Annotated in this window: 17 protein-coding genes; 4 read left to right on the top strand and 13 right to left on the bottom strand. The window is 64.7% G+C overall.

The annotated features are described in order from the left end of the window. Window positions 1–215: 215 nt before the first annotated feature. Together LZC94_45470 and LZC94_45465 are read right to left on the bottom strand one after the other, a co-directional pair. On the bottom strand, window positions 216–620 hold the full coding sequence (locus tag LZC94_45470; protein WXB15058.1) for a YciI family protein: 405 nt from the start codon (window positions 618–620) through the stop codon (window positions 216–218). A 173-nt stretch (window positions 621–793) separates the two neighbouring features. Beyond that, window positions 794–1,432 carry a glutathione S-transferase family protein gene (locus tag LZC94_45465; protein ID WXB15057.1) on the bottom strand — a complete coding sequence of 213 codons (639 nt, stop codon included), beginning with the start codon at window positions 1,430–1,432 and terminating at the stop codon, window positions 794–796. Window positions 1,433–1,557: 125 nt separating this feature from the next. On the opposite strand from LZC94_45465, the gene LZC94_45460 reads away from it, so the two are divergent. Beyond that, a complete protein-coding gene (locus LZC94_45460; GenBank protein ID WXB15056.1) occupies window positions 1,558–2,109 on the top strand; it encodes a helix-turn-helix transcriptional regulator in 552 nt (183 codons plus the stop codon). A gap of 728 nt (window positions 2,110–2,837) precedes the next feature. On the opposite strand, the gene LZC94_45455 is transcribed toward LZC94_45460, so the two are convergent. Next, complete coding sequence (locus LZC94_45455; GenBank protein WXB15055.1) at window positions 2,838–3,128, bottom strand: hypothetical protein; 291 nt, start codon at window positions 3,126–3,128, stop codon at window positions 2,838–2,840. Window positions 3,129–3,427: 299 nt separating this feature from the next. Next, entirely contained in the window at window positions 3,428–5,518 is a 2,091-nt protein-coding gene (locus LZC94_45450; protein ID WXB15054.1) for a hypothetical protein, read from the bottom strand. A gap of 730 nt (window positions 5,519–6,248) precedes the next feature. On the opposite strand from LZC94_45450, the gene LZC94_45445 reads away from it, so the two are divergent. Continuing rightward, complete coding sequence (locus LZC94_45445; GenBank protein WXB15053.1) at window positions 6,249–7,019, top strand: trypsin-like serine protease; 771 nt, start codon at window positions 6,249–6,251, stop codon at window positions 7,017–7,019. A 53-nt stretch (window positions 7,020–7,072) separates the two neighbouring features. On the opposite strand, the gene LZC94_45440 is transcribed toward LZC94_45445, so the two are convergent. After that, window positions 7,073–7,912: a helix-turn-helix transcriptional regulator gene (locus tag LZC94_45440; GenBank protein ID WXB15052.1), complete on the bottom strand. Its 840-nt coding sequence runs from the start codon at window positions 7,910–7,912 to the stop codon at window positions 7,073–7,075. Between the two features lie 80 nt (window positions 7,913–7,992). Between LZC94_45440 and LZC94_45435 the strand changes: the two genes are divergently transcribed. After that, on the top strand, window positions 7,993–8,571 hold the full coding sequence (locus tag LZC94_45435) for an ester cyclase (GenBank protein ID WXB15051.1): 579 nt from the start codon (window positions 7,993–7,995) through the stop codon (window positions 8,569–8,571). Between the two features lie 366 nt (window positions 8,572–8,937). On the opposite strand, the gene LZC94_45430 is transcribed toward LZC94_45435, so the two are convergent. After that, window positions 8,938–9,564 (bottom strand): DUF99 family protein, encoded by a 627-nt coding sequence (locus LZC94_45430; GenBank protein ID WXB15050.1) that lies wholly within the window; start codon window positions 9,562–9,564, stop codon window positions 8,938–8,940. Window positions 9,565–9,602: 38 nt separating this feature from the next. On the opposite strand from LZC94_45430, the gene LZC94_45425 reads away from it, so the two are divergent. Then, window positions 9,603–10,118, top strand: a complete 516-nt coding sequence (locus LZC94_45425) for a RidA family protein (protein ID WXB15049.1) — start codon at window positions 9,603–9,605, stop codon at window positions 10,116–10,118. 29 nt (window positions 10,119–10,147) lie between these two features. Here LZC94_45425 and LZC94_45420 read toward each other — a convergent pair whose 3' ends face one another. The 7 genes from LZC94_45420 to LZC94_45390 form a co-directional block, all read right to left on the bottom strand. Continuing rightward, window positions 10,148–10,927 (bottom strand): fumarylacetoacetate hydrolase family protein, encoded by a 780-nt coding sequence (locus LZC94_45420; GenBank protein WXB15048.1) that lies wholly within the window; start codon window positions 10,925–10,927, stop codon window positions 10,148–10,150. Between the two features lie 6 nt (window positions 10,928–10,933). Then, the gene (locus LZC94_45415; GenBank protein ID WXB15047.1) at window positions 10,934–12,499 is read right to left on the bottom strand and encodes a gamma-glutamyltransferase; all 1,566 of its coding nucleotides are present in this window, start codon (window positions 12,497–12,499) and stop codon (window positions 10,934–10,936) included. A 441-nt stretch (window positions 12,500–12,940) separates the two neighbouring features. Then, complete coding sequence (locus tag LZC94_45410; protein ID WXB15046.1) at window positions 12,941–13,687, bottom strand: alpha/beta fold hydrolase; 747 nt, start codon at window positions 13,685–13,687, stop codon at window positions 12,941–12,943. Then, complete coding sequence (locus LZC94_45405) at window positions 13,677–14,273, bottom strand: GNAT family N-acetyltransferase (protein ID WXB15045.1); 597 nt, start codon at window positions 14,271–14,273, stop codon at window positions 13,677–13,679. Before LZC94_45405 ends, LZC94_45410 begins: the two co-directional genes overlap by 11 nt. Then, window positions 14,270–15,439, bottom strand: a complete 1,170-nt coding sequence (locus LZC94_45400; protein ID WXB15044.1) for a chlorinating enzyme — start codon at window positions 15,437–15,439, stop codon at window positions 14,270–14,272. The genes LZC94_45405 and LZC94_45400 overlap by 4 nt, the downstream gene beginning before the upstream one ends. 32 nt (window positions 15,440–15,471) lie before the next feature. Further along, complete coding sequence (locus tag LZC94_45395; protein ID WXB15043.1) at window positions 15,472–15,714, bottom strand: acyl carrier protein; 243 nt, start codon at window positions 15,712–15,714, stop codon at window positions 15,472–15,474. Between the two features lie 18 nt (window positions 15,715–15,732). Next, window positions 15,733–17,238, bottom strand: a complete 1,506-nt coding sequence (locus LZC94_45390; protein ID WXB15042.1) for an amino acid adenylation domain-containing protein — start codon at window positions 17,236–17,238, stop codon at window positions 15,733–15,735. Window position 17,239: the final 1 nt, after the last annotated feature.

The raw sequence follows: 17,239 nt of genomic DNA, 5'->3' as shown, positions 1-17,239 counted from the left end.
CCGGCGGCGGTGAATGAGAATCTATCACGCCTAAATCTTAAATCATGAGAGCGCGGGCGGCACGTCAAATCGCAGCTGAGGCAACGAGCAAAAGCGTCGCGGTCGGCTCCACACCCTACCGCCACGAACTGCGACGTCGACATTCGTTCGACGCGCTTTTCGTCCGTCGGTAATGCGTTGTCTTGAATGTATTCGACTTACCCCATCGAAAAGGTTCACTGCGGACCGAGGGATATGTCCCCAATGACTTTTTGCACATCGCAGGGGAAGTCCGACATCTCCTGCACCTGCCGAACCTCGATCACTTCGTTCTCGGAGGCCGGACAGCGCGACGCCCAGACAATGGCCTCCTCTTTCGATTTCACCTGAATCATCCAGTACCCGCCGATCACCTCTTTTGCTTCCGGGTGCGACCCGTATGTCACGATGGCCTTACCCGCGGGGAACGAGACGCGCGCGCCCATCGAGGGCGGGTGGAGCCCGTCGAGCGCCAAGAGCACGCCGGCCTTGGCGAGCGAATCGTTGAACTTCATCATCGACTCCACCGCTTTGGCGTCCGGCAGGGTGCCGGGTGCAGCGCTCTCGTAACCCTTGGGGATCATCAGAAGCATGAATCGCATGGTGGTGCCTCGTTCGTGGGGGGGGTCCGTAGGCGAGGCTCTGGTCGTTTTCGACCATAACGAAGTGCCCTCGCATACTCTCCCGTCGAACGAGGCCCGGGCGGATCGACGAACCGGCGCGATTTTTTCTCGCACCTCGACCCGAAGCCGATGGTCGCGCTCGAGTCGGCCGCTCAGGCGCTCCAACTCGGACGCGCCCTCATCCGTTCATGCCAGCGGTGCACGTGGGTGAGCGATGCCGGGATCTCGATCTTGAGGTGTCCCCCGAGCCACGACGCGACCATGCCGGTGATGTCGGCGACCGAGAACTGCTCGCCGGCGATGAAGGGCCGGCCGTCGGCGAGCTCGCGATCGAGCCAGGCCCACTTCTCCGGTGCAGCTTTGCGCTGTGCGTCGGAGAAGGCGGGTACCTGGGCGATCTTTCCCTTGAAGAACTCGTCCGAGTGCAGCCCCACGTTGCCGATGGTGCCAAAAATCTCGCTCTCCATTCGGCGGTTCCACATTTCGACCTGGGCGCGGCTCTTGGCGTCCGACCCAAAGAGGGCGGGCGCGGGGCGCAGCTCCTCCAAGTAGCGGCAGATGGCCACGCTCTCCGAGATGAGGGTGCCGTCTTCGAGCTGGAGGACCGGCACCTGGCCGAGCGAGTTGATCTTCGAAAACTCCGCGGTTCGCGTCTCTTTCCCCAGCACGTCCACGGCGACGCGAGGCAGATCGATCCCCTTCTCGGCCATGAAAATGCGGACGCGGCGCGGGTTGGGGGCGTACGGGAACTCGTAGAGCTTCATCTTATCCGACAAAATACAGGGTTCCATCGATCGATCTCCTCGAGGGTCGCGGGGGTGATGCATGCCCGAAACTGATCTTATTTTGCAACCAGTTGCACATTAGGTGCGCCGATGTCAATCTGCAACCCTCGGATGTGCCGGAGGTGACTCGAATGAGCGACGAGCCCAGGTCGCTTTGCCCCATCAATCTTTCGCTCGAAGTCTTCGGCGACAAATGGACGCTGCTCATCGTCCGCGACATCATGTTCGGCGGAAAGCGTCACTTCCGCGAGCTGCTCCAGTCCGACGAGCACATCGCCTCGAACGTCCTCGCCGACCGTTTGAGCAAGCTGGTGGCAGAAGGCATCATCACCAAATCCGACGATCCGAGCCACAAGCAGAAGGCCATCTACAGCCTGACGGAAAAGGGCCTCGAGCTCCTCCCCATCCTGGCCCAGATCGGCCTGTGGGGTCGCAAGTACCTTCCGGTGAGCCCCGAGCTCGGCTGGCGACCCGTCTTCCTCTCTAGAGGAGGGCCCGCCCTCCTCGACCGCTTCGCCGCCGAGCTTCGCGCCGTCCACCTTGCGCCGCCGGGCACGGCGCCCTCCCCCGAAGACATGCCCGTCACAACGATCCTACGCTCGTCACGCACGGCGCCCCCACCTTGGCGCAACGACGATCCGCCACCACCGAAGCCGCGCACCCGCCGGCGCAAGACGCGGTAGCTCGCGGCGGGGCCCTCGCCGGTGCGAGGCACGCGACACGGTAGCTCGTGGTGAGGCGCTCGGCGGCGCGAGACGCGGTAGCTCGTGACGGCCACCCGACGGCGCGAAACTCGAGACACCGTAGCTCGTGGACGGGCGCCGACGGCACAAGACACAGTAGCTCGTGGGCAGGCGCCTGACGGCGCGAGACACGGCAGCTCCTGGCGGGGGCGCCGACGGCGCGAAACTCGAGACATCGTAGCTCGTGGACAGGGCGCCGACGGCGAAAGACACGATAGCTCGTGGGCAGGCGCCTGACGGGCGCGAGACACGGCAGCTCCTGGCGGGGCGCGACGGCGCGAAACTGGAGACATCGTAGCTCGTGGACGGGGGGCGCTCGGCGGCGCGAGGCACGGTAGCTCGTGGCAGGGGCGCCGACGGCGAAAGACACGGTAGCTCGTGGACGGAAGCGATCGGCGGCGCGAGGCGAGAGACGCGGTAGCACGGCATCTGCGAGTACGGTGCGAGGGCGACAGCTGCGGCCAGGGTATCTGCGAGCGCGGCGCCTGCGAGCGCCGCACGTGGTGCGGCGGCGCGTAATTGAAGATTGTGCAAATGGCAACAACAAGAAATCCTGCGCGTTGTCGCGGAGTTGCAGAGCGGTCTGCGTGTTGCAGTAACTTGCTCCAAGCAAGTCACTCGGCTATACTTTTTAAAATTGTTATTTTGATATTGCTTAAATGAGGGGCTCAGGGCATGCTCCCCTCATGCTTCGGGGGCGAGCTACACATATTGCTTGTGAACTCGAAGAGGCTGTCCTCAAAGAGCTCGAAGAAGCTCTCGAAGGATTTGCCTTTTCTAGATTGGCCGCAGAAAACAGCCTTCACCTCGCGGGCTGCCATAGCGAAGCCCAGGCCATCGCTTCTTGGCGTCGAGGGGTAAAGGACGCGGCCAATATCGTTCGCAATTGGAGCGCGCAAGCGCACTACATGGCGCCGCACATCACCGGCGATGGCGCCCACGATAACGATAACGATCATCCCGCGTACAACGAAACCGCCGACCCCAACGAGGAATCGCTCGTTCCGAGGTGGCCTCCTCCACTATTATGCCCATTTTGCCCGAGGCCGGCGTCGGCGCCATCGCCATCGCGACCGTGCAAGTGGCATCGATAGTCGAAGAAAAACCGCAAAAGATAAGCGCACGTCCGGCACGCCCAGAGAGGAGAGAAGGGAGAGAACACCACCCGTTTCCCCCTTCCTTTCTCTCTCCTTCTCTCCTCTTTCGGCGCCCCTGACGTGCACGAGACGCTCGACTCGTTCCAGACCGTCGCGACGACCTATTGCGTGCGCACGTTCGCTAGGTATCCGTTCAAACCGCCGCCGTTCTTCAATCGATCGAGCGCTTCATCGTGGGAGACCCTTCGCCCCAGCCGAAGCGACTCGAGAATACGAACGATGGCAAGGGAAACCTCGGCAGCGCTTTGGTCGCCCTTCGATTGTTTGTCCTTTACATACGGGATCACATCGTAAAGAACCGCGTTGGCCTGCGCGTACGAAAGCAGCTCGCGCTTGCCATGCTTTGCCTGCCATCGCTCATCATTGAAAACATCGTCGACATGCAATTTAATTAAATAAGTCGCGCGACCGATGAGCTTCAGATTGCTCGGGCTCACGTTGGTCATCGTATTGCCCACCACCTTGCCAAGGCGGGCCATGATGGCCGTGGAGTGCGCATTGAGCAACATCTTGAGCGCAATCTGCTGGTCGACCCCAAACGGATCGTTCGTATTGCCCACCTGAATGTGAATGGTGGGCGCCCCCTTGCTGGCCCCACGCCATTCAGGATCGGCGCCCGCTCCAACCACGACCAACCCCAATTTCGCCTGCGCGCCGTCGAACACTGCGGCAAAGCGATCGAACTCCGACTTCGAATCTGCAAGCTGGGACGACTCGTCGTCCACGGCAATCATCACACCCAAATCGCCGGGCTTGGGACCGGTCCGTTGAATGCTCGCATCCGAAAACGAAAAGTCATAGAGATCTTGCTGCTCGTCCCCTGCGTCGGTCAAGCTTCTGAGCGCCGCGCCGCGCAGGTAGGTATCCTCGATCGCCGCAAACGGATCGCGATAAATTTCCGACTTCAGGCCATGGAAGGGGCGGCCGAGGAAGGCCTGCCACGCTTCACGCTTGTCTTTCGCGGGGGTCCACACTTGAAACCACGATTGGCGCTGGGTTGCGTCAATCCGGTCCAACTTTGCGAGACGAAACGTCGGGCTCCGCTCGGTGCCATCGATGAAGACGGTGATAAGCCCTCGGTTGGCGAAATACGTGGAAAAATGGCCATCGCGGTAGGTGTCGGCCTCGAGCTGCGTGAGCTTGGCGAGGTTGGGCACCGTTTTCTTCACCTCGGCCAGCAAGCCGGCGAACCCTTCGAGACGTTTCTCTAGCGAAACTTCCTGCGCAAAGCCCAGCCGCGCCAGATCGTCCGTGGTGAGAACACCTTTGGCAACGAGCCCTCGAAGAACACGACCGACCGCATCCTGCGCTGCATGCGCGAGAATGAACGTTTCGATGGTGGTGGCTTGCATCCGCGTGGAGCCGGTGATGGCTTGCGGACCGGTGGTCAAATTGACCTTCGTAATCCCCGCTTCTTGAATGACGCTGCGGCTTCGATCGAAGGGCAAAAGAACATCGTCGGGATTGTTGTAAAGGAAGAAGAGGTACTTGCTGGCCTCGGCCGCATCGTAGCCGGAGGCTTCCTTCCATTGATCGTGGGCGCCAAGCACGGTGCCGATACCGGCCGACGTCTCACCTCCCTCCGTCACCTCGATCACCACATCGCCCTTGGTGATGCCATGATCCTTCAGCTGAAGACGCCCGATGAGCTGGAGATCCTCGAAGCCTTCCAATGAGCTGATGAGCGCACGATCGGCGCCCGTCATCTCTCCGATGAGACGTTCTTCGATGGCCGAACCAAGATGTGGCTCGAGCTTCGCCTTGATGGCGCCATCGATCTTGCGCCAGTACGGGCGCCAGAAGGTGCTCTCCATCTCCTTGGCGAGCCGGCCCGTCGCACCCGTGCCGTAGACATAGATTTTTCGACGTTCGAGCAACGCTTTCTCAATCGCGTCCGATAGCTTTCGAACCAAGCTCGAATCTTGAACGAAGGCCTGGACCTTCTGGGCGATGTCGTCATCGACCGAGAAGAGCATGTCGAGGCCGCCGGGAAGATCTTGCGGCGCGCGCTCGCTCAAAGTCCACGTGCGCGGATGGCGCTGCTCGGTCTTCAGCGTGTGGAGCTGGAACTGCGTCTTGTTCTTGACGTAGTCGATCGATTCGTCCGTGGGCGTGACGCCCAGCAGGTCGAGGAGGGGATCGGATGACGAGGATGTTTTCGAATCTTCGCAGCCGGCGGAGGCGGTTAGCATGGAACCAAGGAATAGCCAAAAGAAATTCTTGAACACTTTATTCATGTGCTCATCCTCTTACGGGAGGTAGTTTTATTTTCTTCGCTCGTGCGTATCAACAATCCACCTTGCACTCAAGGTGGGAAAATGAAGTTCCCGAACTCGCCTTTCGTGCTTCGCGCGAACATTCCGAGCTGCTCGCAATGGATCGCCGTTCGAGGTTCGAGGTCGAAACCCGAACCGGATGCGCGGATGGGTCAGGCGAAGGTGTACGACTTCGGGTGCATTGGGCGCTTGCGTAAGTCGGACGCGGCAACGCATCGCAGCATCGGGTTATGGGCAGCACTATTTATTTCCAATTACGGGTTGATTGTATGAGCCATGAGTGTCTAGATACTCCCGTTGTTCGCGTCTGTCGTGCCTCGGTGACCGTGTGTTCAAGAACGCATGAGCTGAGCTCCACGAGCGTGAAGAATGCTGGTTGCAGTGGGAGGTCGACCTAGAGCCATTCGCTCCGGATCGCACTCTTGTGCATACGGCACATTCCAATGGGGCTTCACCCCCTCGAACCGTTGGTTTTTGAGCCCTCCCTAATCGACCTTCCGTATCGGTTGGCGTGCCGACTTGCGGCATAACGCGCCATCGGCGGTGTGCCGTCATGGTGTGCCATGCTGCCGCCAATCGGTCGAAAGGCGATCTGGATCGATGTCCATTCACCTGCAGTCCCCTCAAACTTGGAGGTTCATTCGACATGAAACTCAAAACTCCGTTCACCTCTCGCAAATGGATTTCGTCCGTCGCCCTGGCGTTTTTTGCGTGTGCACCGCTCGCGTGCGCCAGCAACTCCGAGGAACCGGCGGATATGGAGACCGATCCCGAGGTCGAATCGACCAGCGACGCCATCATTGGCGGCCGCGCTGCCACCGAGACCTACTCGTTCATGGTGTCGCTCTCCAACGGCTGCGGCGGCGCCCTGGTAACACCGCAGTGGATCGTCACCGCCAACCACTGCGGCTCGGCCTCTTCGGGCCGGGTGGGCTCCATCCGAAAGACCTCGGGCGGTGAGCCGATCCGCATCGACCGCCGCGTCACCAAGCCGGGAACCGATCTCACCCTGATGCACATCACCGCGCCCGTTCAAGCGGCCCCGATCAAGATGGCCGAAACGGCGCCCACCGCGGGCACCCGCGCGCGCCTGATTGGCTTTGGTTGCACGAGCTGGCCTCGATGCACCCAGCCGAGCATCCTCCAAGAGATCGATCTCTCGGTCCTCGATCCCAGCCGCTGCCGGGCGGGCGGTGGAACATCCATCGACGTGTGCATCTCCGGCGATCGCACCCACTCGGCTTGCCACGGCGACTCGGGCGGACCGGCCATCACGGGCTCCACCGGCAACTGGACCCTGGTGGGCGAGACGCACGGCCCCGGCGACAACAACGGTGAGTGCGCCACCACGACGCTCTACACGGGCATCGCGGGGCACCTCCCCTGGATCCGGCAGCAAATCGGCAGCGGGATCTGATCGCTTCCGCTCAATGAGCTGACCCCGTGAAGGCCCGGATCGACTCCGGGCCTTCACGCCAATGACTGGCGCAATCGTCGAACTTTGCGCGCGTCCTTGCCCGGCAGCGGTGTGTATACCACCAGCCGCAAATCCGGCGCATGGTCGAGCATGAACGTGGTGTGCTCGAACTCGATCTCGCCGGCCACGGGGTGCCGAAAGCGCTTGACCCCCTCGACGGCGCCGAGCACGTCTTGCTCGGGCCACCAGCGGCGGAACTCCGGGCTCGCGTCGCTCAGCTCGCGCACGAGCCGGACGAAATCCGGATGGTCGCCATGCCGCCCGTACTCGAGGCGAAACTTCGCGAGCATGCTTCGCGCGTCCGGCTCCCAATCGGACATGGTGCCCCGATATTCGGGATCGGCGAAGACCAGCCACAACATGTTTCGATGTGCCGGCGCGATGCGCGCCAAATCACCGAACACGGCCACCAACGCCGGGTTCCATGCGAGCACGTCCCATCGCGCCGTTTTGATGTACGCCGGGCCGGGGAGGCTATCGAGCATGCGCCGGAGCGGCGGTGTCACCGTGGACGCGGGACCGGGTGCCTGCGGCGGCGGGCGGTTCTGAGCGAGCGCAAAAAGGTGTGCGCGCTCGGCTGCGTCGAGGCGCAAGGCGCGCGCGACGCGCTCCAGAAAATGCGCCGATACCTGAATATCGCGCCCCTGCTCGAACCACGTGTACCAGGTGACGCCGACCCCCGCGAGCAGCGCCACTTCTTCGCGCCGCAAGCCCGGGGTGCGTCTGCGAACGTCGCCGGCGAGCCCCACGTCGCGCGGCGCGATGCGCGCGCGGCGGCTCTTGAGAAAGGCGCCCAGCTCACGACGGGTTTCGCTGCGTTGGTCGTCGGACAAGGCGCGCCTCCGTGGTACCTGCGGTACCTGGATGAGTTCTCCTCTACTCCTACCATCCAAATCCGGCTTCACTCCCATCCATGTTCGAAAAGCTGCTCGATCGCCTGCCGTATGGCACGGCCGCGATCGCTATTTGCGTCGTTCATCTTGGTTCGAGCGCGTGCCGGCCGGCGCCGGCCGCTCCGGCTTCTTCCGCGCGCGATCCAATGATGGGGACGGCCGAAAGCAAAGGACGGATCATGAACCTGGAAGAGAACAAGGCGCTGGTCGTTCGCGTCATTGGCGACGTTTTCAATGGTCGAAAATACGAATTGGCCGATTCATTGGTCCGAGTGGATTTTCATAGTCACAATCCGCAGCTGGGGGTGGGGCCGGAGGGCTTGAGGTCCTTCGCTCAGCGTTTTGCCGGTGGGTTTCCCGACTTCGTGGGAGACATTCGGGAGACCATGGCCGAAGGCGATCGCGTCATGGTTCGAACGCACTGGCGGGGGACGCATACGGGAACGTTCGCGGGGGTTCGGGCGACCGGCAACCGCATCGAGTTCGAGACGGTCGACTTCTTTCGAATCGTCGATGGGAAGCTCGCCGAGCACTGGGACGTGGCGGATCGACTGGCCTTGCAGCGGGGCTTGGGCCTCATCCAACCCGTCACCAAGTGACGCGAGCCGCCTGCCGACGTGGGCCGCGGGCCCGTGCGCGGATGCGCGACGCATGCCGACGCGAGCCTGTGCGCGGATGCGCGACGCACGCCCCTTCGCTGGTGCGCGACACTTGCCGTGCGCGGATGCGCGACACGTGCCGTGCGCGGATGCGCGACACGTGCCGTGCGCCAATGCGCGACACGTGCCGTGCGCCAATGCGCGACACGTGCCGTGCGCCAATGCGCGACACGTGCCGTGCGCCAATGCGCGACACGTGCCGTCGCGGGCCTGTGCGCGGATGCGCGACGTACGCCCCTGCGCTGGTGCGCGACACACGCCCGTGCGCCAATGCGCGACGCGGGTGGATGCACGCTATGCGCCGGGTCATGCGCGGCCGCGGCTGGTGCCGGCGACGATACCGCCGGCGATCAAATGTGCGAGGCGCAAAGGCTCGGGGATGTTTCCGTGGAGTGTGGTGGCCACGATGATTTTGCGCGCCTCTTCGACGGAGAGCCCCGCGCGCTGCATCCAGAGGCGAGGGACTTTGCCGGAGATGCCGGTGGGGCCGCGGCGCAGGGCGCGGTGCGAGATGCTCAGCGCTTCGATGGCGCCCGCCCGTTCGATGAGCGCCCATTTGCGGGGGGCACCTGCCACGCGCGGACGGGCGTGCGGCGTGTCGCTGAAGAGGGCGCGCCGCACGGCGGCCATATCGGGCGGGCGGCGAACGACGACCAGCACCGGCACGCCGAGCGCGTCACGGAGGCCGTGGAGATCGACCACGTTGAATCCGCCCACCGCGATCCCCTGGAGCAAAACGGCCTGCAGATGCTCCTCGAATTGGCTCTCGCGAACCAGGCGCACCATCTCCCGTGTGGCGTTGGTGCCGTCGCGGCGAATGCGGCCGCTGACGACCCCATCGAGCCGTGTGCCCGAGCAAACGGCGCCCACGAGCAAGACGTCGCCCCGATGATCCCGCGCAAAAGGGCCGTCGTCGAACCCGATGACGTTCATAGGTCGCACGGAGCATAATTTCTGAGTAGGAGTAGCGTATGCGTAAAATTGCTACGCTCGCATTTGCAGCTGCGCTCGCGGGCTGCGGCGCCGCGCCGCGTGCAGGGGCCGAGGCTCCGCAGGGTGCAGCTCCGCGCACGGGCGCCGAGGCGCCGGTTCTCCGGCACGTGAATCCATCCACCTTGCCTGCACCGCGCGGCTACAGCCATGTCGTGGAGGCGCGGCGTGGCCGGAGCATCTACATTTCCGGGCAGATTGCCCTCGATCGCAGTGGCAAATTGGTGGGCGCCGGTGATTTTCGCGCCCAGACCGAGCAAGTCTTCACCAACCTGCGCGCGGCGCTCGCCGCCGTGGGGGCGGATTTCACCCACGTGGTCAAGCTGAACTTCTATGTCACCGAGCTCGATGACGCGCACCTCGGTGCGCTGCGTGAGGTGCGCGATCGCTACATCGACCCCACCCATCCGCCGGCGAGCAGCTTGGTGCAGGTGGTAAGGCTCGTTCGTCCGGAGCTCGTGGTCGAAATCGATGCCATCGCCGTCGTCGCCGACTAGCCGCCCTGCCCGATGGATGGCGCGCGCGGCTAGGTGAACCGAACGGAGACGGCGCCTAGGATCCCGAAATCGGCGACCACGGCGTCTCCGGGGCCGATCTCGAGCGGCACGATGCAGGTGCCGGTGGTGATGATCTCGCCCTCGCGGAGCCCGTTGCGGCGCAGCGCCAAGTCGTTGGCGATCCAGGTGAGCGCCACGCGGGGATCGCCCAGCACATTGGAGCCCTTGCCGAGCGCGGCGACGGCGCCATTCTTGTGCATGGTCACGGGGTGCGCCAGCCAATCGATCTTGCGAAAATCGGTGTACTCCGGACCGAGCACGAAATACGAGGCGCACGAGGCGTCGGCCACCAGCTGCGGCGCGCCGATCGTCACGAAGTCGCGGTAGCGGGAGTCGGGCACCTCGATGGCCAAGTGCAGCGCGGCCACCGCATCGAGCACCTCGTCAGGCTCGTACGGGCGACCGCGCGACGGCAGATCGCGCGCCATGCGAAAGGCAAACTCCGCCTCCGAAACGCGCATATGAAGGTGCCCCGCCGGCAGGATCGCGCCCGACGCATAGGCAAAGCATCGGTAGAGCGGGCCGGCGAGCGGCGCGTCCACGCCGATATGGTGCTGGCCCGCCTTGCTGGTGGCCGCGATCTTCCAACCGATGGCCGGGCCCGCGAGCGCGCCCAGCGCGTCCTGCACGGCATACCCCTCTTCGAGATCGCGGGGACGGTAGTCCTCGGGCACCGCGTCGACGAGACGCTTTCCCTGCCAGGCGGACCATAAGAACTCCGCCGCTTGCCGTGCCCCGCGCTCGTTCATGGGCTTTCAGCCTACCGCGGCGCTCGCCCAGGGCGATACGACGAACGCGCCGCCCGTGTTCACGCCCGTGCGCTCATCGCGCGCGACGACGGTGGGGACGCCGAAGAGGCTCGGATAGAAGCAGTTCTGCTCGACGTGCACATCGTGCGACTGCTGCAGGGCGGCGATCGCCTCGGGAGAGAGCTTGCGGTCCGCCGTGACCCATGGATCGCCGCTCACGTCGATGCGCGGGTAGTGGACCGCCTCGTCCACGGTCATGCCGCGATCGATCAAGAAGATGAGGTAGTGCATGATCGACGGGAAAATCCGGCGTCCGCCCGATGAGCCCAGCGCAATCGTCAGGTTCTTGCCCACACGTGCGACGAGGGGACACATGTTCGACAGGGGGGTCTTTCCCGGGCCGATCGAGTTCGGCTTGCCGGGCACCGGATCGAACCAGGTGACGGCGTCGTTGAGCAGAATGCCCGTCTCGGGGAAGGTGACGCGCGAGCCGAAGTTTTGGAGCAAGGTCTGCGTCAAGGCGGCCGCGTTTCCATCGCGGTCGATGACACTGATGTGGGTGGTGCACGTGTTCTTCTTGGTGTCGACCGGCCCCGAGGTGGCGAGGCGCTCGGCGTACGTGTCGAGCAGCGCGGCGGCGATCGCGGGGAACAGCTTGGCGTCGTCGCGCGCGTCCTTGGGGTTCGGCATGCGCTGGGCGAATCGCTCCAGGGCGTGCAGCAAGGAGGGGCCCGCGGTCAGGCCGGGGACCGTGAAGATCGTGGCGTCGCGGTAGCGCGCGCCCTCCACTTGCTCGATGGTGGCGCGGTACTCGTGCAGGTCTTCGAGGGTCAAGCAGGAGCCGACCGCCTTGGCGTCGGCTGCGATGGCGGCAGCCAGATCGCCGCGGTAAAAATCGTCGCCGCCCGCCTCGGCGATGCGCCGCAAGGTCTTGGCCAGGCGCTTGGGCCAGAGGCGAACCGCGGTGCCGCCGCGCCAGTCGACGACGGGGACGTTGTTGCCCGGGAGGTACACGGCGGCCGTGTTCGGATCGCGCGCGAGGCCGCGCTGGCTGGTCGCGATCTTGAAGGTCCAGTTCCAATCGATGGGAACACCTTCTTCGCACAGCGAAGCGGCCGGGGTGACCAGCCTCGCCCACGGCAGGCGGCCGAATTTGCTGTGCGCGAGCCACGTGCCCGCGACCTGGCCGGGCACGCCAATCGAATAGGGGCCCTCCATGTTGCGGTCTTCGAGCACCTGCGGCCACGAGAACATGCTGGAGCCGGCGTTGCCGGTCAGCGGATAGTCCTTGGGATCGAGCTTCATCGGCAGGCGCGCGCTGAAGTTGATCGCGTACGGCTTCTCCCCCGTGACGGGCGCGACGACCATGTGACCGATGGAGCCGATGCCGCTCTGCGCGGGCTCCAGCACGCCGATGGCGAAGCTCGCGGCCACGGCGGCGTCGACGGCGTTACCGCCCTCGGCCAGCACTTGGGCTGCGATCTGGGACGCCTCGTAGTGCTGCGTGACGACGATCCCGTTCTTCGACTCGACGGCGGGTTTGCGGATATCCCATGTCTCGATGTTTTTCATCGCGCTTCTCGCTTTCCCTATCTTACTGAAACGACGCTCGCCTGAGCGTATGTGTGGAGCAGGGCCGGGGGCCCTGCCGCGTGAGCGTAGGTTTGGCGCAGGGCCGGGAGCCCTGCCGCGTGAGCGTAGGTTTGGCGCAGGGCCGGGAGCCCTGCCGCGTGAGCGTAGGTTTGGCGCAGGGTCGGGGAGCCCTGCCGCGTGAGCGTAGGTTTGGCGCAGGGCCGGGAGCCCTGCCGCGTGAGCGTAGGTTTGGCGCAGGGCCGGGAGCCCTGCCGCGTGGGCGTAGGTTTGGCGCAGGGCCGGGGGCCCTGCCGCGTGAGCGTAGGTTTGGCGCAGGGCCGGGGCCCTGCCGCGTGAGCGTAGGTTTGGCGCAGGGCCGGGAGCCCTGCCGCGTGGGCGTAGGTTTGGCGCAGGGTTGGGGGGGCCTGGCGGGTTCGAGTTTCATTGAGACAAACATCGGATCAGCGCGTCCTGGAGCAGGGGCAGGAACGCGTCCTGGTTCGATTTGATGAAGAAATGCCCCCCTTCGAGCTGCATCACCGAGAAGCGCGCCGATGTGTAGCGGCCCCACGCGCAGAGCTCGTCCGCGGTCACGTGGGAGTCGTCTTTTCCTCCGAAGGCCGTGATGGGAACTTTGATGTCGCGCACGGCGCTCACCCACGTCTCGCGTGACTCCATGTCGGCGCGGATGGTGGGTAGGAAGGCGTCGAGCACGTCGGGCCTGCGAAGGAGCGCCTCGGGCAAGGTCTCGAGCTCGCGCAGCGCCTCGAGGAGCTCGTCGCGCGAGAGCGCGTGCAGCGGGCGCTCCCTTCGAATGGGCAAATGCGGCGGAGCGCTGCCCGTTGCGACCAGGCCGCGCGGACGCTTGCCGCGGCGCGCGAGCTCGAACCCCACCTCCAGCGCCGTCACCGCGCCCATGCTGTGCCCGTAGAGCACGAAGGGGATGTCGCAAAGGCGCTCGATGGCCTCCGCAGCATAGTCGATCACCGCGCCGAGGTTCCGCAGCGCGGCGTGGCCGAACAGCCTGCCGCGCCCCGGGAGCTCGATCGCGCACACGTCGACGCGGTGGAGCGCGTCGCGCCAACCTTTGAACGCGACCGAGCTTCCGCCCGCATAAGGGAAGCAAAAGAGACGGAGATCCGGCGGCCCCGCGCTGCCGAACGACACGATCGAGTGGTCAGCCGCCACGAGGCGCTCCGGTCTTGGGCTTCCAGCTCGTCTCCAAGCGGGCCACGAGCCTCGGGAGATCGGCGCGCTCCACGGAGTAGCGCGTGGTCTCCATGGGGCTCGTCATGATGGGAAGATAGATGGTGCCATTTCCGCAAGGTGCGAGGCCGAGCGCCTCCTTGAGGCGATTGGCAGAGGCGTTCGCGCGCGGGGTCTCGAAGAGGATGCTCCGAAAGCCGTGCGCCTCGAAGAACCTCTCCATCGCCTTCACGTACGAGACGGCGCCGAACCCCTTGCCGCGGTGCTCGGCCTTCCAGATGTGCGCGTGCATGACCGCGCTGATCCCGACTTCGATGTGGGTCAGCTCGTGCACCCCGATGCTCTCGCCCTTCACCTTCACGACGAGGATGGTGGGTGGCGCAACCTGTTGCGCCACCTTGAGCGCCAGCATTTCATGCATCTTGCGTCGGTTCGGCAGCTTCTCCGGCGCGACGCCCAGCGCGCGCAGATACTCGGCGGGCGACTCGTGCCAGTAGCGGACGATGGCATCGACGTCGGCGAGCTCGAGGCTCGCCACCGTGATGTCCGACATCCGCACGCCGCTCATGTCGCCATCATGGCCCGCAACCTCTTGGCGAAGCTCACGGGGGTCGGGTTCTCCAGGAGCGCGGCCACCGGGATCTCGATCTTCAGCCGGTTCTCGAGATCCGTCAGCATGAGCGCGGCCGAGAGCGACGTCCCTCCGAGCTGGAAGAAGTCGTCGTCCACCGTGAAGCTGCGGGTGGAGAGCGTGCCGGCGAAGGCGTCGCGCACGATGGCGTCCACGTCGGCCTCGCGGCCAGCGCGCTCCGGGATCTTGAACTCGTACCCGCGCGTATTCTTGGTCACCACGCGGTTCCACTTGTGCCGATCCTCGCCCTTGACCAGCACGGTGCCGTACTTGTGGAGCGAGATCTTGCTCCCGAACTCCTCCACGTAGTCCGTATCGGGGTACACGCGAACGGACGTGGGCACGTACCGGCTGGCGAAGCCGAGTCGCATCTTGTCCTTGCTGCTGTTGGGGTACGACGAGTGCATGAGGGTCGACCAGAAGATGACGAACTGGCCTGCCTTCATGATAATCGAGCGCGCCTGCGACTCGTCGGGCTTCCAGTCCGGATCCTTCTGGAGCGACCGATAGTCGTAGCCGAAGAAGCCGCGCTTGATACCATCCTTGGCGAGCGCGTTCATCTGGTCGGGCCGGAACTCCATCTTCTTCGACTCGTCGTAGAACATCTCTTCGTGCGTGCCCGGCACGAACCGCAGGCAGCCCATCTCCTCGGTGGCGTCGGTGAGCGCGGTCCACACGGTGATGGTGCCGCCGAACCGCTCCTCGCCCGGCCACACGATCTGCGGCTTGCCCGAGGCGTGCGCGAACTGGTCGGCCTGGTGCCAGTCGGTGCCCTCGTCGCCCGGATATTTGGGGAACATCTCCGAGCGCCAACACAGGACGTCGGGGCCGAGGATGGACGAGACCTTGTCGACCAGCTCGCGACGCATGATGTGCTCGCTGAGCAGGTCGACGTCGAGGTGCCGATCGTAATTGGCAATCAAGCTATCGTGCGGCAACTCGAAGACGGCGTGCTCGCGGTTGAACAGCTGGGCCCGAATGACCTTGTAGCGCTTCTGAGCTTCTTCGGGCGTATAGAGATCGAAGGGGCCAATGTATCCATCGCGCCGAAACTGGGCGCACTGTTCCGGCGTAAGCGCAAAGTCGAGGTTTGCTTGGGTCATTGTTTTCTCGCGATTGACGAGGGTTGAAGGATTCAGGAGCCGGACTGCGCGCTCGAGTAGATGTCGGCCCACCCTTGGATGGAGGGGGCCGCCATCAGCCGGTGTGTCGGTGCACGGCGCTTCAGGCGCTCCTCGAGCCGAAGTTGGAGATTGACGACCGTCAGCGATGTCGCGCCTGCGTCGAACATGTCCTCGTCGTCTTGGAGGCCGTCGCCCTGCAACGTTCCGCGTACGACTTCTCTCACCACATCCAGGATATCGTTTGCACTCGACATTTCGCCCTCTCTCATGCCCTAAGATTTGGTTGCACCTACAAGCGAACGCGCGTCGACCTTCCCGTTTTCGTTCAGCGGAAACGTGGCACGAACGTGGATGACACTCGGCACCATGTATTGCGGCAAGGTCTCTTCGAGGGTGCCTTTGACGAGCTGCTTGATCTTCCGCGGCTCGCCGCTCGACTGGACGTAAGCCACGAGGCATCGGCTGCCGGTCCCGTCGTCCACCGCGGCCACCACCGCGTTCTCGACCCCATCGATTTGGTTGATCTTCTTTTGTATTTCGGTTGTGGAGACGCGATAACCGCGCACCTTCACCAGGTTGTCGGCGCGCCCGAGGAAGTCGATGGCGCCGTCGGGCATCTCGCGGACCAAGTCGCCCGTGCGATAGAGCTTCTGGTGCGGCCTCTCCGGATCGTCCACGAACGCGGCGCGCGTGGCCTCCGGGGCGTTCAAGTACCCCAGGGCGACGCCGAGCCCGCCCGTGTAGAGCTCACCGACCTCGCCGCGGGCGACGGGGCGGCGCTCCGCGTCCAAGACGTGCACGGTGGTGCCGGTGATGGGATGACCGATGGGGATGGTCTCGCCGATGGGCGAGGCGCTGGTCATCACGTGACAGCAGGTGAACGTGGTGTTCTCCGTCGGGCCATAACCGTTGATGAAGGTGACGCGCGGAAAGCGCTCGAACACCCGCCTGACGGCGTCCGGCTGGATGACGTCGCCGCCGGCCAGGAGGACCGATACCCCCTCCAGCGCGTCGAGCGCGTGGCGGGCGATGAGGTGAAAGAGCCCGGCCGTCAGCCATAGAATGGAGACCCGGTTGTCGCGGATGGTCTTCGCGAGCTCGTTCGGATCGAAGACGTGCTCGCCGTAGACCACGAGGGTGGCCCCGTTGAGCAGCGCGCCCCAAATCTCGAGGGTCGATGCGTCGAAGGTCACCGGCGACAGCTGCAGGACGTTGTCCTCCGGGTGAAACGCGATGTAGTTCGTATCGCGCACCAGGCGCACCACGCCGCGGTGGGGGACCACGACGCCTTTGGGATCGCCGGTGGTGCCCGAGGTGAACATCACGTACGCCGGCGTGTCGGGCCCCGCGTCGACCGCGGCCGGTGGCGGCGCGGGCTCGAGCTCGTGGAGAGAGAGCCGCGGGATGCCGGAGATGGTCTCGGCGGCCGCCTCACACCCGGCCACGACGACCACCGCGGCCGCCTTGCTGCGCGCGATGTAGTCGCGGACGACGGCCGCGGGATACGTTCCATCGATCGGCACGAAGGCGCAGCCCGCCTTCAGGATGCCGAGCATGCTCACGATGATCTCGGCGCTGCGCGTGACCAGGATCGCGACGTTCCCGCCCGGCGAAACGCCGGCGCGATGGATGGCCGCGGCCAGCGCGTCGGAGCGCTCGTCGAGCTCGCGATACGACCACGTCCGCCCGTTGCAGCGCACGGCGATCCGCTCGGCGTTCTCGGGCGCCGCGGCCACCGCCCGAAACAAATCGTGAATCACGAGGCTCGGGGCTGTCATG

Source organism: Sorangiineae bacterium MSr11954 (assembly GCA_037157815.1).
Lineage (GTDB): Bacteria > Myxococcota_A > Polyangia > Polyangiales > Polyangiaceae > Pendulispora > Pendulispora albinea.
This window is presented reverse-complemented; position numbering and strand designations above follow the sequence as displayed.